Annotated in this window: 20 protein-coding genes and 5 pseudogenes; 23 read left to right on the plus strand and 2 right to left on the minus strand. The window is 37.5% G+C overall.

What is annotated here, in order from left to right; translation table 11 throughout:
• From OVN21_RS03310 to ftsX, 5 genes are all read left to right on the plus strand, one after another.
• Positions 1 to 1,434, plus strand: coding sequence for a cytosine permease (locus OVN21_RS03310; protein ID WP_267247259.1), 1,434 nt, complete (start codon positions 1 to 3; stop codon positions 1,432 to 1,434).
• A 127-nt stretch (positions 1,435 to 1,561) separates the two neighbouring features.
• The gene (locus OVN21_RS03315; protein ID WP_267247260.1) at positions 1,562 to 2,218 is read left to right on the plus strand and encodes a CBS domain-containing protein; all 657 of its coding nucleotides are present in this window, start codon (positions 1,562 to 1,564) and stop codon (positions 2,216 to 2,218) included.
• 110 nt (positions 2,219 to 2,328) lie between these two features.
• A protein-coding gene (prfB, locus tag OVN21_RS03320; protein WP_267247261.1) for a peptide chain release factor 2 occupies positions 2,329 to 3,424 on the plus strand; the annotation gives its coding sequence in 2 pieces (ribosomal slippage) (positions 2,329 to 2,400 and positions 2,402 to 3,424; 1,095 coding nt in all).
• 17 nt (positions 3,425 to 3,441) lie between these two features.
• Positions 3,442 to 4,134, plus strand: a complete 693-nt coding sequence (gene ftsE, locus OVN21_RS03325) for a cell division ATP-binding protein FtsE (protein WP_267247262.1) — start codon at positions 3,442 to 3,444, stop codon at positions 4,132 to 4,134.
• Positions 4,127 to 5,053 (plus strand): permease-like cell division protein FtsX, encoded by a 927-nt coding sequence (gene ftsX, locus OVN21_RS03330; protein ID WP_267247263.1) that lies wholly within the window; start codon positions 4,127 to 4,129, stop codon positions 5,051 to 5,053. Before ftsE ends, ftsX begins: the two co-directional genes overlap by 8 nt.
• A gap of 134 nt (positions 5,054 to 5,187) precedes the next feature.
• Here ftsX and OVN21_RS03335 read toward each other — a convergent pair.
• Both OVN21_RS03335 and OVN21_RS03340 read right to left on the minus strand, forming a co-directional pair.
• Positions 5,188 to 6,278 (minus strand): annotated as a pseudogene (locus tag OVN21_RS03335) (transposase).
• Positions 6,279 to 6,403: 125 nt separating this feature from the next.
• Positions 6,404 to 7,180 (minus strand): glycyl-radical enzyme activating protein, encoded by a 777-nt coding sequence (locus OVN21_RS03340; protein ID WP_267247264.1) that lies wholly within the window; start codon positions 7,178 to 7,180, stop codon positions 6,404 to 6,406.
• Positions 7,181 to 7,301: 121 nt separating this feature from the next.
• On the opposite strand from OVN21_RS03340, the gene OVN21_RS03345 reads away from it, so the two are divergent.
• The 18 genes and pseudogenes from OVN21_RS03345 (at position 7,302) to OVN21_RS03430 (ending at position 23,679) form a co-directional block, all read left to right on the plus strand.
• Complete coding sequence (locus OVN21_RS03345; protein WP_000824973.1) at positions 7,302 to 8,048, plus strand: DeoR/GlpR family DNA-binding transcription regulator; 747 nt, start codon at positions 7,302 to 7,304, stop codon at positions 8,046 to 8,048.
• 12 nt (positions 8,049 to 8,060) lie between these two features.
• Positions 8,061 to 9,041, plus strand: coding sequence for a sugar-binding transcriptional regulator (locus tag OVN21_RS03350; RefSeq protein WP_267247265.1), 981 nt, complete (start codon positions 8,061 to 8,063; stop codon positions 9,039 to 9,041).
• 192 nt (positions 9,042 to 9,233) lie between these two features.
• On the plus strand, positions 9,234 to 9,554 hold the full coding sequence (locus OVN21_RS03355) for a PTS lactose/cellobiose transporter subunit IIA (RefSeq protein WP_000402908.1): 321 nt from the start codon (positions 9,234 to 9,236) through the stop codon (positions 9,552 to 9,554).
• Positions 9,555 to 9,587: 33 nt separating this feature from the next.
• Positions 9,588 to 9,896 carry a PTS sugar transporter subunit IIB gene (locus tag OVN21_RS03360; RefSeq protein WP_000238716.1) on the plus strand — a complete coding sequence of 103 codons (309 nt, stop codon included), beginning with the start codon at positions 9,588 to 9,590 and terminating at the stop codon, positions 9,894 to 9,896.
• Between the two features lie 16 nt (positions 9,897 to 9,912).
• Positions 9,913 to 11,211 (plus strand): PTS sugar transporter subunit IIC, encoded by a 1,299-nt coding sequence (locus OVN21_RS03365; protein ID WP_267247266.1) that lies wholly within the window; start codon positions 9,913 to 9,915, stop codon positions 11,209 to 11,211.
• A 150-nt stretch (positions 11,212 to 11,361) separates the two neighbouring features.
• Positions 11,362 to 13,800, plus strand: a complete 2,439-nt coding sequence (locus OVN21_RS03370; protein WP_267247267.1) for a glycyl radical protein — start codon at positions 11,362 to 11,364, stop codon at positions 13,798 to 13,800.
• An 18-nt stretch (positions 13,801 to 13,818) separates the two neighbouring features.
• The gene (locus OVN21_RS03375; RefSeq protein ID WP_267247268.1) at positions 13,819 to 14,487 is read left to right on the plus strand and encodes a fructose-6-phosphate aldolase; all 669 of its coding nucleotides are present in this window, start codon (positions 13,819 to 13,821) and stop codon (positions 14,485 to 14,487) included.
• Positions 14,488 to 14,504: 17 nt separating this feature from the next.
• The gene (locus OVN21_RS03380; protein WP_267247269.1) at positions 14,505 to 15,593 is read left to right on the plus strand and encodes a glycerol dehydrogenase; all 1,089 of its coding nucleotides are present in this window, start codon (positions 14,505 to 14,507) and stop codon (positions 15,591 to 15,593) included.
• Positions 15,594 to 15,942: 349 nt separating this feature from the next.
• Positions 15,943 to 18,444 carry a leucine--tRNA ligase gene (gene leuS, locus OVN21_RS03385; RefSeq protein ID WP_267247270.1) on the plus strand — a complete coding sequence of 834 codons (2,502 nt, stop codon included), beginning with the start codon at positions 15,943 to 15,945 and terminating at the stop codon, positions 18,442 to 18,444.
• Positions 18,445 to 18,620: 176 nt separating this feature from the next.
• Positions 18,621 to 19,076, plus strand: coding sequence for a MarR family winged helix-turn-helix transcriptional regulator (locus tag OVN21_RS03390; RefSeq protein ID WP_267247271.1), 456 nt, complete (start codon positions 18,621 to 18,623; stop codon positions 19,074 to 19,076).
• 55 nt (positions 19,077 to 19,131) lie between these two features.
• Positions 19,132 to 20,361, plus strand: a pseudogene (locus tag OVN21_RS03395) (acyl-CoA thioesterase/BAAT N-terminal domain-containing protein).
• A gap of 139 nt (positions 20,362 to 20,500) precedes the next feature.
• Positions 20,501 to 20,716: pseudogene (locus tag OVN21_RS03400) on the plus strand (DUF2992 family protein); the annotation flags it as partial.
• A 32-nt stretch (positions 20,717 to 20,748) separates the two neighbouring features.
• On the plus strand, positions 20,749 to 21,012 hold the full coding sequence (locus tag OVN21_RS03405; RefSeq protein ID WP_267247272.1) for a transposase: 264 nt from the start codon (positions 20,749 to 20,751) through the stop codon (positions 21,010 to 21,012).
• A 35-nt stretch (positions 21,013 to 21,047) separates the two neighbouring features.
• Positions 21,048 to 21,557, plus strand: coding sequence for a transposase (locus tag OVN21_RS03410; protein WP_267247301.1), 510 nt, complete (start codon positions 21,048 to 21,050; stop codon positions 21,555 to 21,557).
• An 18-nt stretch (positions 21,558 to 21,575) separates the two neighbouring features.
• A pseudogene (locus OVN21_RS03415) lies at positions 21,576 to 22,032 on the plus strand (LytTR family DNA-binding domain-containing protein).
• A 9-nt stretch (positions 22,033 to 22,041) separates the two neighbouring features.
• Positions 22,042 to 22,461, plus strand: a complete 420-nt coding sequence (locus tag OVN21_RS03420; RefSeq protein WP_267247273.1) for a DUF3021 domain-containing protein — start codon at positions 22,042 to 22,044, stop codon at positions 22,459 to 22,461.
• A 94-nt stretch (positions 22,462 to 22,555) separates the two neighbouring features.
• A pseudogene (locus tag OVN21_RS03425) lies at positions 22,556 to 23,251 on the plus strand (GNAT family N-acetyltransferase).
• Between the two features lie 11 nt (positions 23,252 to 23,262).
• Positions 23,263 to 23,679 (plus strand): GNAT family N-acetyltransferase, encoded by a 417-nt coding sequence (locus OVN21_RS03430; protein ID WP_267247274.1) that lies wholly within the window; start codon positions 23,263 to 23,265, stop codon positions 23,677 to 23,679.
• Positions 23,680 to 23,917: the final 238 nt, after the last annotated feature.

The following is a 23,917-nucleotide window of genomic DNA, read 5'->3' on the forward strand; positions in this document are numbered from 1 at the left end:
ATGTCCAAGATGAATGACTTCATTCAACAGGAGACCATAACGGGAATCGTTCCTATGACCAACAAGGATCGCCAATACTCTTTTTGGGATCTTTTCCTATCGACAAGTGGTTTTGCCATCGCAACTTGGTGTTATACCCAAGGGACTTATGTGGCTCAATATTTGACCTTTAATCAAATGTTGATTAATATTTTTAGTTTCAATATTATCTGGGTCTTTATTGAATGTCTTCCAATTTTGTTTGCTGTTAAATATGGAATTGATTTATGGATTTGGTTGAGAGCCGTTCTAGGTAGAAAAGGGGTGGCCGTTCTATCAACCGTGATTAGTCTGGCAAATTTTGGTTGGTACGCCGTTACCGCCAATCTTTTTGCCAGCTCCATGATTCATTTGGCAAATAATTTTGGACTTGGTTTAGACAAGGGAATATGGGCACCGATTCTAGGCACCCTCTGTGTTTTCCTTGGGACGCTGATTGCTCTTGGGGGCCCAGAGGTGATTAAAGGAACTAATCGCTTTCTAGTGGTAGCCTTGTTATTTGTTGGGCTAATCATCGTTGGAATCTGTTTTGTTGCGGTTCCGATTAGGGATATTATGAATGTCCAACCTGCCATTCAAGAAAATTTAACACCTATTGAACGTTTTATGATGTCAGGGGAAGGAAATGTGGCTGTAGCCTTTTCTTGGTCTACACAAGCATTTGTCTTACCACGTTTGGCAAAATCAGAACGTAGTGGCTATTGGGCTACAGCCTTGTCATACGGGGTTGTTGCGCCATTCTTTGCTGCGATAGGTGGGGTGATGGCTCTAGCCATGTTTGTCAAAACAGGTGTTTATGAAAGTGATCCAACAACCATGCTTTCAACTCTGAGCACACCAGCCTTTGCCCTTTTAAGTTTATTACTGGTAGCTTTTGCTAATATTGGAACCCAGGGTACAGGATCGTACGTGAATTGTATGATTGTAAAAAGTGGGATGCCCAAAGTAAGCTATAAACTAATGGTTTGGATTGCGATGGTTTATGTGAGCCTGCTTACTATTTGGGGAGGAGTGGATGAATACTTCGGTTCCTTCATCTCGCTGGCTGCCTATATTCAAGGCCCCATTATCGGAATGATTGTTGTTGACTACTTTATCTTAAGAAAACGAAAACTCGATTTGCGTTCAGCCTATTTCCTTGAAGGACATGATGCCTATGAGTTTACAAATGGCTTTAATCTGGTAGGATTATCTTGTGTAATCATCTCTTTGTTAGTTGCAGTACTATTTGTTTACAACCCTATAACAAAGCATATCCAGAGTCCTATGTTTCTGCTCACAACCGGTAGTGGTTTTACTGCAATCTTTGGTGGTCTATTGTACTGGCTAGCTAGCTTAACTCCTTTAAAACGCTATATGATTAAGGATAGAGATTCTGTTACGATTTCAGTTTAAGAGAGAAGGCTATTTCTCTCTTTTTTTGTGATTGAATGTTACAAAATTTTGAAAAAGAGATGAAAGCGTTTGATAGATTTTCTAAGAAAATGTATAATAAAAGTAGCAATATAGAAGGAGAAGTCCCATGGCAGTTAAAGATTTCATGACCCGTAAGGTAGTTTATATCAGTCCAGATACGACTGTAGCACACGCAGCAGATTTGATGCGCGAGCAAGGCTTGCACCGTTTACCTGTTATCGAAAATGATCAATTAGTCGGATTGGTAACAGAAGGAACCATTGCGGAAGCCAGCCCATCTAAAGCAACCAGTCTCTCTATCTATGAGATGAATTATCTTTTGAATAAAACTAAAGTAAAAGATGTAATGATTCGAGATGTCGTGACTGTTTCTGGCTATGCTAGTCTAGAAGATGCGACCTATCTGATGCTGAAAAATAAAATTGGGATATTACCAGTCGTAGACAACCATCAAGTTTATGGTGTAATCACAGATCGCGATGTCTTTCTGGCCTTCTTGGAAATTGCCGGATACGGAGAAGAGGGAATCCGCGTTCGTTTTATCACAGAAAATGAAGTCGGTGTGCTGGGGAAAATTGTAGCTTTAATCGTAGAAGAAAATCTAAATATCTCGCATACAGTTAACATTCCACGTAAGGATGGGAAGGTCGTCATCGAAGTGCAAATTGATGGAAAAATCGATTTGACTTCATTAAAGGATAAGTTTGAAAAAGAAGGAATTCAAGTGGAGGAAATCACTCATACCTCTTCTAAAGTCTTTTAAACCAGAGACTTTCGGGTCTCTATTTTTTTGACACAAAAAGTGGTGAAAGGCAAAATATGGAAAGAAATGAGAGATTATGGTATAATAAAATGATATGAAAAGGAGTATCTATGGACATTTCAGAAATTCGTCAAAAAATTGATGCAAATCGTGAAAAATTAGCTTCTTTTAGGAGGTCTCTTTGACCTCGAAGGTTTAGAGGAAGAGATTGCCATCTTGGAAAACAAGATGACAGAACCTGATTTTTGGAACGATAATATCGCGGCCCAAAAAACGTCGCAAGAATTAAATGAATTAAAAAACACCTACAACATCTTCCGTAAAATGGAAGAGTTGCAGGATGAAGTTGAGATTTTATTGGACTTTTTAGCAGAAGACGAGTCAGTGAATGAAGAACTGGTAACGCAGTTAGCCGAACTTGATAAGATGATGACCAGCTATGAGATGACTCTACTCTTGTCAGAACCTTATGACCATAATAATGCGATTCTGGAAATTCATCCAGGGTCTGGTGGTACAGAGGCGCAGGACTGGGGCGATATGTTGCTTCGTATGTATACTCGTTATGGTAATGCTAAAGGCTTTAAAGTGGAAGTATTGGATTACCAAGCAGGTGATGAAGCTGGTATTAAGTCAGTAACCTTATCATTCGAAGGACCTAATGCCTATGGCCTTCTCAAGTCAGAAATGGGTGTGCACCGCTTGGTGCGAATTTCGCCGTTCGACTCTGCCAAACGTCGCCATACCTCTTTCACATCTGTGGAAGTGATGCCAGAATTGGATGATACTATTGAAGTGGAAATCCGGGAAGATGACATCAAGATGGATACCTTCCGTTCAGGTGGTGCCGGTGGACAAAACGTCAATAAAGTTTCAACAGGTGTGCGTTTGACACACATTCCTACGGGAACTGTCGTCCAGTCAACGGTTGATCGTACCCAGTATGGAAATAGAGATCGTGCCATGAAGATGTTGCAGGCTAAACTCTATCAGATGGAGCAAGAAAAGAAAGCTGCGGAAGTCGATTCCCTCAAAGGTGAGAAAAAAGAAATCACATGGGGAAGTCAGATCCGTTCTTATGTCTTCACACCTTATACTATGGTAAAAGATCACCGTACAAGCTTTGAAGTTTCCCAAGTAGATAAGGTCATGGATGGAGATCTTGATGGTTTCATCGATGCCTACCTCAAGTGGCGAATTAGCTAAGATAGAAAGGAACTCATATGTCAATCATTGAAATGAGAGATGTTGTCAAAAAGTATGACAATGGAACGACTGCCCTGCGTGGTGTTTCTGTCACCATTGAACCAGGAGAATTTGCCTACATCGTAGGACCTTCAGGAGCAGGGAAGTCAACCTTTATTCGATCTTTATATCGAGAAGTAAAGATTGAAAAAGGGAGCCTAACAGTTGCAGGCTTTAATTTGGTTAAAATCAAGAAGAAAGATATCCCGCTTCTACGTCGTAGTGTTGGGGTTGTCTTTCAAGATTACAAACTCTTGCCAAAGAAAACGGTTTATGAGAATATTGCCTACGCAATGGAAGTTATCGGAGAGAACCGCCGCAATATTAAGAAACGGGTTATGGAAGTCTTGGACCTAGTGGGTTTGAAACACAAGGTTCGTTCTTTCCCGAATGAACTCTCAGGTGGAGAACAGCAACGGATTGCGATTGCCCGTGCGATTGTCAACAATCCTAAAGTATTGATTGCTGATGAACCAACAGGAAACTTGGATCCAGATAATTCATGGGAAATTATGAATCTCTTGGAACGCATCAATCTTCAAGGGACAACTATTTTGATGGCGACTCATAATAGCCAGATTGTAAATACCTTGCGCCACCGTGTCATTGCCATTGAAAATGGCCGTGTTGTTCGTGACGAATCAAAAGGAGAGTACGGATACGATGATTAGTAGATTTTTTCGCCATTTATTTGAATCGTTAAAAAGCTTGAAACGAAATGGTTGGATGACAGTGGCTGCTGTCAGCTCAGTCATGATTACTTTGACCTTGGTGGCAATATTTGTTTCTGTTATTTTCAATACAGCGAAACTAGCTACAGATATTGAAAATAATGTCCGAGTAATGGTATACATTCGTAAGGACGTAGCTGATAATAGTGAGACGATTGTAAAAGAAGGTCAGACAGTTACCAATAATGACTACCACAAGGTCTATGATGCTTTAAAGGCGATGCCTGCTGTTAAGAGTGTTACCTTTTCAAGTAAAGAAGAACAATACGAGAAACTGACGGAAACAATGGGTGACGATTGGAAGGTCTTTGAAGGGGATGCAAACCCTCTCTATGATGCCTATATCGTTGATACAAATTCTCCGAGTGATGTTAAAACGGTAGCTGACGAAGCTAAGAAAATTGAGGGAGTGTCAGAAGTTCAAGATGGTGGAGCCAACACTCAACGACTTTTCGAACTGGCTTCCTTTATCCGTGTTTGGGGATTGATTATTGCAGGGTTATTGATTTTTATCGCAGTCTTCCTTATTTCCAATACCATTCGTATCACCATTATTTCACGTAGTCGTGAGATTCAGATTATGCGTCTTGTTGGAGCGAGAAATGGTTATATCCGTGGTCCATTCTTGCTAGAAGGTGCTTTTATTGGCTTGCTTGGTGCAGCGATTCCTTCAGTCCTTGTATTCTTTATTTACAATATGGTTTATCAATCGATCAATAAATCCTTGGTAGGTCAAAACTTATCGATGATTACACCAGATGTGTTTGTCCCTTTGATGACAGTTCTACTATTTGTAATCGGAATTTTCATTGGTTCAATTGGTTCAGGGATTTCCATGCGTCGATTCTTGGAAATCTAATTGGATATAAATGTAAATTGAGATAAAAACAGAAAAACAAAACATTTTTAAAGAGAAGTTTTCGTAAACTTTCTCTTTTTCCTTTTAAAAATTGAAAGTTCGGCTCTTTGTCAACTGTAGTGGGTTGAAGTCAGCTAAGATCTAGAAAGGACAAATTTCGTCCTTTCTTTTTTGATATTTAGAGCGATGAAAATTCGTTTTTTGAAGTTTTCAAAGTTCCGAAAGCCAAATGCATTGCGCTTGATAAGTTTGATGAGATTATTAGTGGCTTCCAATTTTGCGTTAGAATAGGGTAGTTGAAGGGCGTTGACGATTTTCTCTTTATCCTTGAGGAAGGTTTTAAAGACAGTCTGAAAAAGAGGATGAACCAGCTTAAGATTGTCCTCAATGAGTCCGAAAAATTTGTCTGGCTCCTTGTTCTGAATAGCTCAAAAGCTTGTCTAGAATCTCTTTGTTGGTTAGATGCATACGAAAAGTAGGGCGATAAAAACGTTTATCGCTGAGTTTTCGACTATCCTGTAGGATGAGTTTCCAGTAGCGTTTGATGGCCTTGTATTCATGGGATTTTCGATCGAATTGGTTCATGATTTGGACACGGACACGACTCATAGCACGGCTAAGATGTTGGAGTAAAACAGTCCAGTGGACTGTTTTAGCCTGAGCCTAGAAATTCGAAAGCGAAGCTGTTTAGTCAAGGCATAGTAAGGACTAAACATATCCATCGTAATGATTTTCACCTGACAACGAACGGCTCTATCGTAGCGAAGAAAGTGATTTCGGATGATAGCTTGTGTTCTCCCCTCAAGAAGGGTGATGATATTGAGCTTTTCAAAATCTTGCGCAATGAAACTCATCTTTATCTCCCGATTGAAACAGTCACTCCCCTGACTGTTTCAACGTTCCAGGACATAATCTCAGGAATTTGGTGATTCTTCTTGACGAGAGAAGTCTCAGCGACCATCATTTTCGAGCACTGATAGCACTTGAAACGTCTCTTTTTAAGGAGAATTCTAGTAGGCATACCAGTCGTTTCGAGGTAAGGAATTTTCGACGGTTTTTGGAAGTCATATTTCTTCATTTGACTTCCACACTCAGGACAAGATGGGGCGTCGTAGTCCAGTTTAGCGATGATTTCTTTGTGTGTATCCTTATTGATGATATCTATAATTTGGATATTTGGGTCTTTGATATCAAGGAGTTTTGTGATAAAATGTAATGGTTCCATATGATTCTTTCTAGTGAGTTGTTTAGTCGCTTTTCATTATAGATCTTATGGAACTTTTTTTCTACAACAAAATAGGCTCCATAATATCCATAGGGGATTTACCCACTACAAATATTATAGAGCCACTAGAAATAACAATTAATATGATGGTTCAGAAATACCTTTTGATACTCAATGAGATCTTCAGGATGAAGTGCGTTGACTCCATCCATTTCATATTTCCGATTTAATAAACGATATTTGTTTTCACCAAATTGATGAAAAGGGAGTAGTTGAACTTGGTCGATATTTAATGAGTTAAATAGAGTAGCGAATTCTTCTGCATCCTCTAAACTATTGTTAAAATCAGGAATAACTGGGATTCTTAAAACGATAGTTTTATTTTGAGAAAAAGCATAATGAATGTTTTTTATAATCATTTGATTAAAAACCCCAGTCACTTTTTTATGTTTTATAGAATTATAATGTTTTAGGTCTGTATAGATAAAATCCACATATTGGATTAAATCAACAAATTTTTCATGATCAACAAAGGCAGTAGTTTCAATGGCAGTGTGTATGTGATGTTCTTTAGCTGACTTTAAGATGGCTTTAGCAAATTCAAACTGAGCAAATATTTCACCCCCTGATAAAGTTAAACCTCCACCGGATTCTTCGTAAAATTCTTTATCTTTTAATACCTCTGTAATAATTTCTTCTACAGTTTTTTCTTCACCTACTAAAGTGAATTTCTCTCGTTGAGCATCTTTCATTTTTTCAGGTTTCATTCTTTGAGATTCAGGATTAGAACACCATGGACAGCGCAGAGGACATCCTTTTAAAAAAACAGTTGTACGAATACCCGGACCGTCATGAATTGAAAAGTGTTGAATATTAAAAATAATTCCTTTAGATATTTCCATAAGAGTTCCTCCTCTTTATAATTCTATCCTATCACAAAAACGAAAGAAAAACAATTACGAACGAAAGTTTAATTTGTTGTTTTTTGCTTTTTATTTTGGTAGAATAAAACGGAGGTGTAAAATGAAAAGATTGGAACAAATTATTAAATTAGTATCAGAATATGAAAAGATTGATGTTAATACATTATCGGAAAAATTAAATGTATCGAAAGTAACGATTAGAAAAGATTTAGATAAATTAGAGTCAAAAGGCTTATTACACAGAGAGCATGGATATGCTGTGTTAAATAGTGGAGATGACTTAAATGTACGCTTGTCAATTAATTATGAAATTAAGAGAAAAATTGTTCAAGAAGCAGTAAAATTGGTGTCAGATAATGAAACAATAATGATAGAATCTGGATCGACCTGTGCTTTACTTGCTGAGGAAATTTGCAAGCAAAAAAGAAATGTCACTATTGTAACAAATTCATTTTTTATAGCAAATTTTGTAAGAGGTTATGATTCATGTCGTGTTATTGTTCTTGGTGGAGAGTTTCAGAAAGATTCACAGGTTACCGTAGGACCTTTATTAAAAGAAATGATACAGACTTTTCATGTTCGTCAAGCTTTTGTTGGGACAGATGGCTACGATAAAGAGATGGGCTTTACAGGAAAAGATTTAATGCGCAGTGAGGTAGTTCAATATATTTCAGCAGCGTCGGATAAAGTCATTGTGCTAACTGACTCAAGTAAATTTGATAAAAGGGGTACAGTAAGAAGATTTGCTTTAAGTCAAGTCTATGAAGTAATAACAGACGAAAAACTTTCTAAACAAAATATAGCTACATTAGAAAATGCTGGGATAATGGTTAAGGTAGTTTCGTAAGAGGTTAAGTGTATGAATCAAGATAGGAATAAACTGCTTTCTAAAATTGCTTATCTGTATTATATTGAAAACTTAAATCAGTCACAAATAGCGGCAAAATTAGGAATTTATAGAACCTCTATTAGTAGAATGTTAACAGAAGCAAGGAATGCAGGAATTGTTAAAATTGAAATAGAGAATTTTGATACCAATATGTTTAAGTTGGAAAATTATGTAAAAGAAAAATATGGTCTGGAAAGTTTAGAAATTATTCCAAATGAATTTGATGATACTCCAACAATTTTATCTGAAAGAATTTCTCAAGTTGCAGCAGGTGTCCTTAGGAATTTAATTGATGATAATATGAAAATTGGCTTTTCTTGGGGGAAAAGTTTAAGTAATTTAGTAGATCTAATCCACAGCAAAAGTGTCCGAAATGTTCACTTCTATCCTCTAGCAGGTGGTCCTAGTCACATACACGCTAAATACCATGTGAATACACTGATTTATGAAATGTCTAGAAAATTTCATGGAGAGTGTACATTTATGAATGCAACAATTGTGCAAGAAAATAAATTGTTAGCAGATGGTATTTTGCAATCAAGATATTTTGAAGATTTGAAAAATAGTTGGAAAGATTTAGATATAGTTGTGGTTGGGATTGGTGATTTTAGTAATAAAGGAAAACATCAATGGTTAGACATGCTTACAGAGGATGACTTTAAAGAATTGACAAAAGTTAAAACTGTAGGGGAAATTTGTTGTCGATTCTTTGATTCAAAAGGTAAAGAAGTTTATGAGAACTTACAGGAAAGAACGATAGCAATTTCTTTGGAAGATTTAAAAAATATTCCTCAAAGTTTAGCTGTTGCTTACGGTGATACGAAAGTATCTGCGATTCTTTCTGTCTTGCGTGCTAATCTAGTAAATCATCTGATTACAGATAAAAATACAATTTTAAAAGTTTTGGAAGAAGATGGTGATTTGACTTTTAGAGAGATTCTAGGTGAGTGAAAATGATAGACTGATCAGTTTATCGTTTTTCTTTTAGTCAATTGCACATTTGTGCTTATATAAACAAAAATAGTTTATTTGTTGTTTTTAGATTGACAAGTTTATTATGTAGTTGTATTCTATAGTTACAAAAGAAAATTTTAAAATTTCAAATGAAAAAAGCTTTTTACATAGTGAAATGAGGAGGAATTTATGGAAATTATTGTTCCAGATCAAATTATCATGGGTTTAATTTTATATGCTGGCGATGCGAAACAACATATTTATAAAGCATTAGATTACATAAAAAACGGTACATGTGAACGATGTGAAGAAGAAATCCAGTTAGCTGATGCAGCCTTATTAGAAGCCCATAATCTACAAACAAAATTCTTGGCACAGGAAGCGTCTGGTACAAAGACAGAAATAACAGCTCTCTTTGTTCATTCACAAGATCATCTCATGACTAGTATGACGGAGATTAATTTAATCAAAGAAATTATTAGTTTGAGAAAAGAACTTCATAAAAAATAATACTAGAGTATTAACATAGAGGAGGAAAATATAATGGTGAAGATTGGTTTGTTTTGTGCAGCAGGTTTTTCTACTGGTATGCTTGTAAATAATATGAAAATTGCAGCGCAAGCTAGTGGAGTTGAGGCAGAAATAGAGGCGTTTTCTCAGTCTAAATTAGCGGATTATGCGCCAAATATAGATGTTGCACTATTGGGTCCACAAGTTGCTTATACATTAGATAAATCAAAAGAAATTTGTGATAAGTGTGATGTTCCGATAGCTGTTATTCCGATGATGGACTATGGTATGTTAGATGGGAAAAAAGTATTAGATTTGGCCCTATCTTTGATTAGTGGGTAAGAAAAGGAGATTTATTATGTCAAAGATGGATGTTCAGAAAATCATTGCACCTATGATGAAGTTTGTGAATATGCGTGGCATTATAGCTCTAAAAGATGGGATGTTAGCAATTTTGCCATTGACAGTAGTTGGTAGTTTATTCTTGATTATGGGACAATTGCCGTTCGAAGGATTAAATAAGAGCATTGCTAGTGTTTTTGGAGCTAATTGGACAGAGCCGTTTATGCAAGTATATTCAGGAACTTTTGCTATTATGGGTCTAATTTCTTGTTTTTCAATTGCCTATTCTTATGCTAAGAATAGCGGAGTAGAGGCATTGCCAGCTGGGGTTCTTTCTGTATCTGCATTCTTTATTTTGCTAAGATCATCTTATATCCCTAAACAAGGTGAGGCGATTGGGGACGCTATTAGTAAAGTTTGGTTTGGAGGTCAAGGAATTATCGGTGCTATCATTATAGGTTTGGTAGTAGGAAGTATTTATACCTTCTTTATAAAGAGAAAAATTGTTATTAAGATGCCAGAACAAGTTCCACAAGCTATTGCCAAACAGTTTGAAGCAATGATTCCAGCATTTGTAATTTTCTTATCTTCTATGATTGTATATATTTTAGCGAAGTCATTGACTAATGGCGGAACATTTATTGAAATGATTTATTCTGCTATTCAAGTTCCATTGCAAGGTTTAACTGGATCTTTGTATGGTGCAATTGGAATTGCATTCTTTATATCATTTTTGTGGTGGTTTGGTGTTCATGGACAATCGGTAGTAAATGGAGTAGTGACCGCTCTGCTTTTATCTAATCTTGATGCTAATAAAGCTATGTTAGCCTCTGGGAATCTATCATTAGAAAATGGTGCACATATTGTTACTCAACAATTTTTAGATTCATTTTTAATTCTATCAGGTTCAGGGATTACGTTTGGTCTTGTAGTTGCCATGCTTTTTGCAGCAAAATCAAAACAATACCAAGCCTTAGGAAAAGTTGCAGCTTTTCCAGCAATATTTAACGTAAATGAGCCAGTTGTATTTGGATTTCCGATTGTCATGAATCCAGTTATGTTTGTACCTTTCATTCTTGTTCCTGTACTTGCAGCTGTGATAGTATATGGAGCTATTGCAACAGGTTTCATGCAGCCATTCTCAGGGGTAACATTGCCTTGGAGTACACCAGCTATTCTATCAGGATTTTTGGTGGGTGGATGGCAAGGTGTTGTGACTCAGTTATTAGTATTGGCGATGTCTACAGTGGTTTATTTTCCATTCTTTAAGATACAAGATCGTTTAGCTTACCAAAATGAAATCAAACAATCTTAGAGGCATTTGTGTGTTACTGTTAAACTCACACATTTGTGCTAAAAATTAGGGAGTTAAAGTTTTTCTAGTTAAAAGCTTGAAATTCTCTAAAAAATTAGGTATTATATTTTCGAAAGAAACAAAAATATTTTCGAAAGAAAGGTGCTTACGGTGGTAAATAAAGAAGTAGCAAGAACAACAATCAAGACAGAATATTTTGGCAGCCTTACTGAAAGGATGAACAAATATCGAGAAGATGTTTTAAATAAAAAACCTTATATTGATGCTGAAAGAGCAGTTTTAGCAACACGCGCTTATGATCGATATAAGGAACAGCCTAATGTCCTAAAACGCGCCTATATGCTCAAAGAAATTTTGGAAAATATGACGATCTATATCGAAGAAGAATCTATGATTGCGGGAAATCAAGCTTCTTCCAATAAAGATGCTCCTATTTTTCCAGAATATACGCTAGAATTTGTTCTCAATGAGTTGGATCTTTTTGAAAAGCGTGATGGCGATGTTTTCTATATTACAGAAGAAACAAAAGAACAACTTAGAAGTATTGCTCCGTTTTGGGAAAATAATAATTTACGTGCTAGAGCTGGTGCCTTGTTACCTGAAGAAGTGTCTGTTTATATGGAAACAGGATTCTTCGGTATGGAAGGTAAGATGAATTCTGGAGATGCTCACTTAGCAGTTAACTATCAGAAACTGTTGCAATTTGGTTTAAGAGGTTTTGAAGAGCGGGCTCGTAAAGCGAAAGCAGAGTTAGATTTAACAGATCCAGCAAGTATTGATAAATATCATTTTTACGACTCTATATTTATCGTAATCGATGCTATTAAAGTATATGCAAATCGCTTTGTTGATCTTGCTAAAAGTTTAGCCGAAAATGCAAATCCTAAACGTAAGAAAGAATTGCTTGAGATTGCAGATATTTGCTCTCGAGTCCCATATGAACCGGCAACTACTTTTGCAGAAGCTATTCAATCAGTCTGGTTTATTCAATGTATTTTACAAATTGAATCTAATGGCCACTCTCTTTCATATGGCCGTTTTGATCAATATATGTATCCATATATGAAGGCTGATTTAGAAAGTGGTAAAGAAACAGAAGATAGCATTGTTGAACGTCTAACAAATCTTTGGATTAAGACAATTACAATTAATAAGGTTCGCAGTCAAGCACATACATTTTCTTCAGCAGGAAGTCCTTTATATCAAAATGTTACAATTGGTGGACAGACTCGAGATAAGAAGGATGCTGTTAACCCATTATCTTATTTGGTATTAAAATCAGTTGCACAAACCCATCTACCGCAACCTAATCTAACTGTACGTTACCATGCAGGTTTAGATGCTCGTTTCATGAATGAGTGTATTGAAGTGATGAAACTTGGTTTTGGTATGCCTGCATTTAATAATGATGAGATTATCATTCCTTCTTTTATTGCAAAAGGAGTATTGGAAGATGATGCTTATGATTACAGTGCCATTGGATGTGTTGAAACGGCAGTTCCAGGGAAATGGGGCTATCGTTGCACGGGTATGAGTTACATGAACTTCCCTAAAGTTCTACTTATCACGATGAATGATGGAATTGATCCAGCTTCGGGGAAACGGTTTGCACCAAGCTTTGGGCATTTTAAGGATATGAAGAACTTTTCTGAATTAGAAAACGCTTGGGATAAAACACTAAGATACTTGACACGAATGAGTGTTATTGTTGAAAATTCTATTGATTTATCATTGGAACGAGAAGTTCCTGATATTCTATGCTCGGCATTGACTGATGATTGTATTGGTCGTGGAAAACACCTTAAAGAAGGTGGAGCAGTATATGATTATATATCAGGTTTGCAAGTTGGAATTGCAAATTTGTCGGATTCATTAGCTGCAATTAAAAAGTTAGTATTTGAGGAAGAACGTATAAGCCCAAGTCAACTTTGGCATGCATTGGAAACAGATTATGCCGGAGAAGAAGGTAAGGCGATTCAAGAAATGTTGATTAATGACGCTCCTAAGTACGGTAACGATAATGATTATGCTGATAATTTAGTTACTGCTGCTTATGACATTTATGTTGATGAAATTGCTAAATATCCTAATACACGTTATGGAAGAGGACCTATTGGAGGAATTCGTTATTCAGGAACATCTTCTATCTCAGCCAACGTAGGGCAGGGACGTGGGACATTAGCAACTCCAGATGGCCGCAATGCAGGTACACCGCTAGCAGAGGGTTGTTCACCATCACATAATATGGATCAACACGGCCCTACATCTGTTTTAAAATCTGTTTCAAAATTACCAACAGATGAAATTGTAGGTGGGGTTCTCTTAAATCAGAAAGTAAATCCTCAAACGTTAGCCAAAGAAGAAGATAAATTAAAACTAATTGCTTTGTTACGAACATTCTTTAATCGTTTACATGGGTACCATATTCAATACAATGTTGTTTCCAGAGAGACGTTGATTGACGCTCAGAAACATCCTGAAAAACACAGAGATTTAATTGTTCGTGTTGCAGGATACTCTGCATTCTTCAATGTTCTTTCTAAGGCAACCCAAGATGATATTATAGGACGTACTGAGCATACTTTGTAAAATAAAGAGGTTCTTTTTATGGAATTTATGCTTGACACATTAAATTTAGATGAGATTAAAAAGTGGTCTGAAATTTTACCGCTAGCTGGGGTAACTTCAAACCCCACTATTGCCAAAAGAGAGGGTTCGATTAATTTTTTTGAACGAATCAAAGATGTAAGAGAATTAATTGGCTCTGCACCCTCTATTCATGTTCAGGTGATTTCTCAAGATTTTGAAGGTATCTTAAAAGATGCTCATGAAATTCGGAGACAAGCAGGAGATGATATATTTATCAAAGTACCTGTTACTCCAGATGGATTACGTGCAATAAAGGTGTTAAAAAAAGAGGGATACCATATCACTGCAACAGCTATTTATACAGTTATTCAAGGATTATTAGCTATTGAGGCAGGAGCGGATTACCTAGCTCCATATTATAACAGAATGGAGAATCTGAACATCGATTCAAATTCTGTCATTCGTCAATTAGCTCTTGCTATTGATAGACAGAACTCTCCTAGTAAGATTTTAGCTGCATCCTTTAAAAATGTAGCACAAGTAAATAATGCTTTAGCTGCAGGTGCGCATGCTGTTACAGCAGGAGCAGATGTTTTTGAATCAGCTTTCGCCATGCCATCTATCCAAAAGGCAGTTGATGATTTTTCTGACGATTGGTTTGTTACTCAAAATAGTCGTTCCGTTTAGATAGAGAGGAAATACATATGAGAATTTTTGCTAGTCCTTCGAGATATATTCAAGGGGAAAATGCCTTGTTTGAAAATGCCAAATCAATATTGGATTTGGGAAATCATCCTATTCTATTATGCGATCAGTTGGTTTATGATATTGTTGGAAAACGATTTGAAGATTACCTACATAGGTATGGTTTCCATATTGTTCTAGCCCAGTTTAATGGTGAAGCTTCTGACAATGAAATCAATCGAGTTGTTGCCTTAGCTGAGAAAGAAAATTGTGATAGTATTATCGGGCTTGGTGGTGGAAAGACGATTGATAGTGCAAAAGCTATTGCAGATTTGATTGAAAAGCCTGTTATTATTGCTCCAACAATTGCATCGACCGACGCACCTGTATCTGCTTTATCTGTTATTTATACAGATGAAGGTGCATTTGATCATTATCTATTTTATTCTAAAAATCCAGATTTAGTTTTGGTTGATACAAAAGTTATTTCACAAGCTCCTAAGCGTTTATTAGCGTCTGGTATTGCAGATGGTTTAGCAACTTGGGTTGAGGCGCGTGCAGTTATGCAGGCAAATGGAAAAACTATGTTAGGACAACAACAAACGTTGGCTGGAGTTGCAATTGCGAAAAAATGTGAAGAAACGCTGTTCGCAGATGGTTTACAGGCTATGGCAGCTTGTGAAGCTAAAGTTGTGACACCAGCATTAGAAAATATTGTTGAAGCTAATACTTTATTGAGTGGTCTAGGTTTTGAAAGTGGAGGATTGGCTGCGGCGCATGCGATTCATAATGGTTTTACTGCATTGACAGGTGACATACATCATTTAACACATGGTGAAAAAGTAGCTTATGGAACTTTGGTACAACTGTTGTTGGAAAATAGACCAAAAGAAGAACTTGATAAGTATATTGAGTTTTACAAAAAAATTGGTATGCCAACAACTCTAAAAGAAATGCATTTAGATCAAGTTGGATATGATGATTTAATAAAAGTTGGTAAACAAGCAACTATGGAGGGTGAGACAATCCATCAGATGCCGTTTAAGATTTCGCCTTCAGATGTTGCTCAAGCTATCATCGCTGTAGACGCCTATGTAAATTCAAAATAAACAATAAGGACTACTGTTTTCCAAATGGTAGTCTTTTATTGTTCCTCGCATTGAATCCGACGTTCTTCATAAATCAAAAAGCGACATAGGTTGTCGGCTATTTATTATAAATACATTAATGAGCATTCCAGTCGTATCTTCGGTCTAAAATTAGTATTTTGTGTTATAAGAGATAAGCTTCTTGTTTTGCTCTTTGATTTCCCGCATAATAATAAGATAAAAAGTGGGTGATAGAGCAATTCAGAGCCATCAAAATTAATGAAATACAGTATACAGTTTTTTCTTTTAACACATTTCAAATTCCCTCAAAAATGGTATAATAGTAACATCACAAAATTGGAGAGAGACCATGAGTTTTTACAATCATAAAGAAATTGAGCCTAAGTGGCAGGGCTACTGGGCAGAACATCATACATTTAAGACAGGAACAGATGCATTAAAACCGAAGTTTTATGCGCTTGACATGTTCCCATATCCGTCTGGAGCGGGTCTGCACGTAGGACATCCAGAAGGTTATACAGCGACTGATATCCTCAGTCGTTACAAACGTGCGCAAGGTTACAATGTCCTTCACCCAATGGGTTGGGATGCTTTTGGTTTGCCTGCAGAGCAATATGCTATGGATACTGGTAATGACCCAGCAGAATTTACAGCTGAGAACATTGCTAACTTCAAACGCCAAATCAATGCGCTTGGATTTTCTTATGACTGGGATCGTGAAGTCAATACAACAGATCCAAACTACTACAAGTGGACGCAATGGATTTTCACTAAGCTTTATGAAAAAGGCTTGGCCTATGAAGCGGAAGTGCCAGTAAACTGGGTTGAGGAATTGGGGACAGCCATCGCCAACGAAGAAGTCCTTCCTGACGGAACTTCTGAGCGTGGTGGCTATCCCGTTGTCCGCAAACCAATGCGCCAATGGATGCTTAAAATTACGGCCTATGCGGAGCGCTTGCTCAATGACTTAGACGAGCTTGATTGGCCAGAGTCTATCAAGGACATGCAACGCAACTGGATTGGGAAATCAACTGGTGCCAATGTAACCTTTAAAGTTAAGGGAATAGACAAGGAATTCATAGTCTTTACCACTCGTCCTGATACTCTTTTCGGTGCGACTTTCACTGTCTTAGCTCCTGAGCATGATTTGGTTGACACTATCACAAGCCCAGAGCAAGCTGATGCAGTTGCGGACTACAAACACCAAGCTAGTCTCAAGTCTGACTTGGCTCGTACCGACCTTGCCAAGGAAAAAACTGGTGTTTGGACAGGTGCCTATGCCATCAACCCTGTCAATGGCAAGGAAATTCCAATCTGGATTGCCGACTATGTTCTTGCTAGTTATGGAACAGGTGCTGTCATGGCTGTGCCTGCCCATGACCAACGTGACTGGGAATTTGCCAAACAATTTGCCCTTCCAATCGTAGAAGTGCTAGAAGGTGGAAATGTAGCAGAAGCTGCTTACACAGAAGATGGTCTTCATGTCAATTCAGACTTCCTAAATGGATTGAACAAAGAAGAAGCGATTGCTAAGATTGTAGCTTGGTTGGAAGAAAAAGGCTGTGGTCAAGAAAAAGTCACCTACCGTCTCCGTGACTGGCTCTTTAGCCGTCAACGTTACTGGGGTGAGCCAATTCCAATCATTCATTGGGAAGATGGAACTTCAACAGCCGTTTCAGAAAGTGAACTCCCACTTGTCTTACCTGTAACTAAGGATATCCGCCCTTCAGGTACTGGGGAAAGCCCATTGGCTAACTTGACCGACTGGCTTGAAGTGACTCGTGAAGATGGCGTCAAAGGTCGTCGCGAAACCAATACGATGCCACAGTGGGCTGGTTCAAGCTGGTACTACCTCCGTTATATTGACCCACACAATACTGAGAAATTGGCTGATGAGGACCTCCTCAAACAATGGTTACCAGTAGATATCTACGTGGGTGGTGCGGAGCATGCTGTTCTTCACTTGCTCTACGCTCGTTTCTGGCACAAATTCCTCTATGACCTTGGTGTTGTACCTACTAAAGAGCCATTCCAAAAACTCTTTAATCAAGGGATGATTTTGGGAACAAGCTACCGTGACCACCGTGGAGCTCTTGTAGCGACTGACAAGGTTGAAAAACGTGACGGTTCTTTCTTCCATGTGGAAACAGGGGAAGAGTTGGAGCAAGCACCAGCCAAGATGTCTAAATCGCTCAAGAACGTTGTTAACCCAGATGATGTAGTGGAACAATACGGTGCTGACACACTTCGTGTTTATGAAATGTTTATGGGACCACTTGATGCTTCGATTGCTTGGTCTGAAGAAGGTCTGGAAGGAAGCCGTAAGTTCCTTGATCGTGTTTACCGTTTGATTACAAGTAAAGAAATCGCTGCGGAAAACAATGGTGCTCTTGACAAGGTTTACAATGAAACAGTTAAAGCTGTCACTGAGCAAATCGAATCCATGAAATTCAACACAGCCATTGCCCAACTCATGGTCTTTGTCAACTCGGCTAATAAGGAAGACAAACTCTATGTGGACTATGCTAAAGGCTTTATCCAATTGATTGCCCCATTTGCACCTCACTTGGCAGAAGAACTCTGGCAAATAGTTGCAGTAACAGGTGAGTCAATCTCTTACGTAGCTTGGCCAACATGGGACGAAAGCAAATTAGTTGAAGACGAAATCGAAATCGTCGTCCAAATCAAAGGAAAAGTTCGTGCCAAACTCATGGTCGCTAAAGATCTATCACGCGAAGAATTGCAAGAAATTGCTCTCGCTGACGAAAAAGTCAAGGCAGAAATTGACGGTAAGGAAATCGTGAAAGTGATTGCGGTACCTAACAAACTCGTTAATATCGTCGTTAAATAACGAGTTTATTAGCTCTATCTGCCACCTTCAATAGTCCACTGAACTATTGAAGCCAACTAAATTGGTTAATATTGTTGTGAAATAAGATAGGAATCCTTCAGAGTAGAATCTGGAGGATTTTTATTTGACAGGAACTTTTTATTTTATTAATATAATTAACAAAGAAAAGAGCGATTATGGATAAAAAAGAATTTATTACATTTAATAATCGTTTCAATAGATTTATTTTATCATTTGAACAGTTTAAAAAAAATCAACATAAAATTAGTATTGACAAATCCATTACGTTGAATGAGGTACATTTGATTGTTGTGATTGGGAAAAATCAGCCCTTAAATCTAGTGAAATTATCTGAATTATTAGAAGTTTCAAGAAGTGCAATAACTCAAAGTGTTAGGAGATTAATTCAAAAAAATTTAGTTGTTTTTGATTTTGCTCCGAATAATGGGAAAAATAAATATTTGAGATTATCTGAAAAAGGCATCAAAGTTTTTAAAATCCATAAGGAGCAACAAGCATATATTGAAAAATCGGTCTTTTCAGTTTTAAACAACTATAGCGAGGAGGAGCTTCAGACAGTTGTGAAATTGATGGATGATATTGAAAAGGTGTGGGGAGGATTACCGTGGTAAAAGTCGCGGTAAATTTTAAATTTGATTGTTAAGTTTATTAACAAAAGGAGGAGATATGACTGTAAATATTGAACTGATTTCACAAACTGACCTAGCAGATGAATCTTTTTATATTACTATCAATGGTCTAGAACCAAGGACAAGGTATTGTGTAGAAATGTATCTATCTGATTATTACTGTATAAATGCTCCCTTGATTTTAGATCATGATGTTATGTGGAAATAAACTGCATTTTTTATCTGATCAGGGCGGTATGATTGATACCTCTCAGACAGCATCTATTTCGGGATCTTATAAAGGAATTTCAGGAATGGGCTTATTCTTTAATGCGAAACCGTTGAAGAATAGGAAAAGGAGATTACCTAGTTCTCTTGATAGAATTCCATTGCGAGATTGTTTTGGTGTTGAAATTAAAATCAGGCCGGGGAAAGATGTGGTCGCGGAGCAAAGTTTTGTAAGGCGTTATATGAATCTGGGACTAAGGTATTAAGATATTTATGATAAGCATTTTCAAGGCCGATTATTTTATGATGAAAAGTTAAGAAAGGCACCAGCCGTAATTATTGTTAGCGGTAGTGAGGGAAGAATTGAAAAAGCTCAGAACATTGCCCAACTTTTATCTTCTAGAGGCTATATTTGTCTTGCTATAGCTTATTTTGGTTTAGAGGGATTACCCCAAAACTTAGAACGAATTCCGGTAGAATGTCTGGAGGAAGCGAAAGATTTTCTATATTATCATCCTCAAGTTGATAATACAAAAATAGGAATATATGGTTGTTCTAAAGGAGCAAAGCTTGTTCTGGCTGGACAAAGTATTTTGGATGATGCGCAATGTTTGGTACTCAATTCCCCCTCAAATGTAATATTTGAGGGAATAAAGGGAAAAATCAACTCTCATTCATCTTCTTGGACATATTTGCAAAAAGAACTTCCGTATCAAAAATTTCAACTAGGAAATTATTTGTTAAACAAGTTTTTTGGAAAACATATTCCTGAAGATAGTAGGGCTCAGATTGATGTGAGTAAAATTGCCTCTCCTTTATTATTACTAGGAAGCGACGTTGATGAAATATGGGATGCGTCATCTGCGATAGATGGTATTATTTCACATTATAAAGGGAAATCCATTTTGTTTAAAAAATACTATGAAATGGGGCATATGTTGACGGTTGCTTATCAACCGAATCATCGTTATCGAAAAGATTGGTGCTTATTAATGAAAGAAAGTGTAGACTCTTGGTTTGCTACGATAATTTTTTTGATACACATTTGAAAAATTTGTAGATAGTTCTGAACGGTGCTATAATAGTCCCAACTAAGATAAAAACACAGTTCTGGTTGGTAGTCCAGACGTAGGCAAGTCTATCAGTAGCCTTCCTCCTTGGTTGTCCATTCTTAGGGATAGATTTAAGGAGGTGCTGTCGTGGAAATCGTTTCAATTGGCTTGACAGTTTATTTTGAAGATGGATTTTGGCATGGATTGTTTGAACAAGAGTATGAGGAAATTTATCAAGTTTGTCGTGCGACGTTTGGTCAGGAACCAAAAGATAATGAAATTTTAAGATTTTTACAGACTCAGTTTGTTCGGTTATCTTTTAGCACAGAGGCGACAGTCAAACAGCATGTGCAGATTAAGAATCTGTATTCACAAAAAAATGTTAAACTAAAGATATGATACGAAAAGCATATGATACCGATTTAACCGATCAAGAATGGGCTAAACTTGAACCCTATTTCTCCCAACATCGCACCTATAAGTGGGCTAAACGAGAACTCGTGAACGCCACCTTGTATATCACTAAAACAGGTTGCAAATGGCGCATGCTCCCTCATGATTTCCCTCCTTCCCCAACTGTCTGGAGTTTCTTTCGTCGTGCCAGAGAGAGCGGCTTGTGGGACACCATTTTGACGGAACTGGTTAAAAAAAGCGACTGAAAGCTGGTAGAGCAGCCACTCCAACCTATGCTATCATTGATTCTCAAAGCGTGAAAACAACAGATGCCGCAGAGGAACGTGGGATTGATGGCGGTAAGAAGGTCAAAGGGAGGAAGCGCCACATCCTTGTGGATACTGTGGGAAATCTTCTCGATGTGGTGGTTCATGCAGCTCATTTGCACGGCACAAAATCAGGTTTTTTAGTGGCTCGCAAAGTGATGCTACAATTCCCAACCATCAAGGCTTTTTCAGCCGATGCTGGTTATCGTAAAAGCTCTGAGGAGATGATGGTGAAGGAGTTTGGTTGCCCAGTAGATATTTCTGAAAAAATCAAGGACAGCTGGCAAATCATCCCCAAACCTTGGGTTGTTGAGCGAACTTTTTCTTGGTTGAATCACTCTCGAAGATTAGCTAAGGATGTTGAAAAATCCGTATCGTCAGAGCTTGCTTTTGTCAAACTTTCACACATTAATCGGCTTTTAAAGGCTCTATCATTTTGTGAATACAGGTTCTTATTTGTTAAAGTGTTTAGTAAGAGAAAATAAAGATGTATTGGAGAGAAAATGAAAATTCGTTTTGAAATGAATACAGAGTTTTCAGAAAAAGACCCCATACATTGTAATTCAGGCAGCTCAGTTAACCGACCAAGCAAGAGAAGTCATGGAGTATTTAGAACAATTTTAAACGACTAATCAGGTGGTCATTCCTATTCGAACGGATGCTCATCTGGTTATGGTGAAAATTGAGGATCTTATTCTAGCAGATATCGATAAGAATTTGTTGACCATTTATACGGTAGACGGGATTTATAAAACTAAGGAAACATTGTCAAACTTTCAGAATCGGGTTAACCGGCATAATTTCATACAGATATCACGTCATTCAATTATAAACATTGACCATCTGAAGTCATTATCGGATAGCTTTTCAGGGAACATGATGGCCAAAATGACTCGGGGTATCAAATCTAGTGTGAGTCGGAAATACGTTAAGTCCTTAATGGATTATCTAGGTTTATAGGAGAAAATCATGAAGCGATTGATTGCTTATTTTGTATCGGGAATGCGTACGGCCTCCTTTGTTTATTTGAGTTTGGTGTTATGGGCTCAGTTTTATTCAGGTATTACCTATCCCGCACCAACGACAAAAAATACTCTAGCTTTGTTTTTGATGAGTGGAATTATGGGGGTATTGACCTTAATCCTTGAGAGGCTAGAGTTTCTTGCTTATAGTATGCGTGTGGGAGTTCATTTGTTAGCGACAGCTACTATTTTAGTATTGACCTACCTATTCTTTGGCTGGGGTTCAGCATTGTTGAGTCCCTTGCTTTGGTTCTTTTTCTTATTAATTTATGGACTGATATGGTTGTATCAAATCTGGCAAACTCATAAACTCACCCAACGAATTAATCAAGCCTTAGAGGATAAAAGACAGAAAACGGGTCACTAATATAGTGTTGAGGATGAAGTTTTAAGACAGTGCTAGTTTCCAAAGAGAACAATTTGTGATATAGTATTTTCAGCGTAAAACAAGGAGAAGAAAGATGCCAGTAAATGAATATGGTCAGATGATTGGTGAGTCAATGGAAGGTTATACACCAGGTAAACTGCCTTCTATTGATTTCTTAGAAGGGCGTTATGCTCGGATAGAGGCTCTCTCGGTAGAAAAACATGCGAGGGATTTGCTAGCTGTTTATGGCCCTGATACGCCTCAGGAGATGTGGACCTACCTTTTTCAGGAGCCAGTGGTAGATATGGAGGAGCTGGTTACCCTTTTAAATCAGATGTTGGCTCGTAAGGATCGTTTTTACTATGCAATCATAGACAAGGCAACTGGTAAGGCTTTGGGAACTTTTTCTCTCATGCGCATTGACCAGAATAACCGAGTAATAGAAGTGGGAGCTGTTACTTTTTCTCCAAAACTCAGAGGGACACGGATAGGGACAGAAGCCCGGTATCTACTGGCGCGCTATGTCTTTGAAGAGCTTAACTATCGTCGCTATGAATGGAAATGCGATGCTCTTAACCTGCCATCAAGACGAGCTGCAGAACGTTTGGGCTTTATTTATGAAGGAACATTCTGTCAGGCAGTGGTTTATAAGTGACGGACGAGGGATACGGATTGGTTGTCTATGATTGATAAGGACTGACCCAAAGTCAAAGATCGTTTGGAAACATGGTTGCGTCCTGAAAATTTTGCTAAAAATGGACGGCAGCACAAGAGCTTGAGAGAACTCTAAGAGGTGATGGTATGATAACTATTAGAAAGCAAGAAATTGTCAAGCTAGAGGATGTTTTGCCTCTCTATCAGGCAGTCGGTTGGACAAATTATACCCATCAACCTCAGATGCTGGAGAAGGCCTTGCCTCACTCATTAGCGATTTATCTGGCACTTGATAGCGATGCCGTGGTGGGCTTGGTCCGTTTTGTTGGAGATGGTTTTTCATCGATTTTTGTCCAGGATTTGATCGTTTTGCCTAGCTATCAGCGCCAAGGGATTGGTAGTGCCTTAATGGGAAAGGCTTTAGAGGATTTCAAAGATGTCTACCAAGTCCAACTAGTGACCGAACAGACAGAAAAAACCTTGGGATTCTATCGTTCACTGGGTTTTGAAATCTTATCCACCTATAATTGTATAGGAATGACTTGGATGAATCGAGAAAAATAATAAAATTTGTTTTTTCTTAAGCAAAGTTTAAGGCTGGTCTAGTATTATACAACTATTAAATAAAGACCTCCTAACTTTATTTAATGAAATCCTAAAACTTTTTTCATCATAATCTCCTAATGAAGTCACCCAATCAGGTGGCTTTTTTTCTTGGATAGGTGATGGTGATAGAATTTTTTGTAAAATAGTAAAATATGAGAAAAGTTAAGCTAGTTTTAAGCCTTGTCTTGTATTATAT

The organism is Streptococcus sp. Marseille-Q5986 (assembly GCF_946902915.1).
In the GTDB taxonomy this organism is placed as follows: Bacteria; Bacillota; Bacilli; order Lactobacillales; family Streptococcaceae; genus Streptococcus.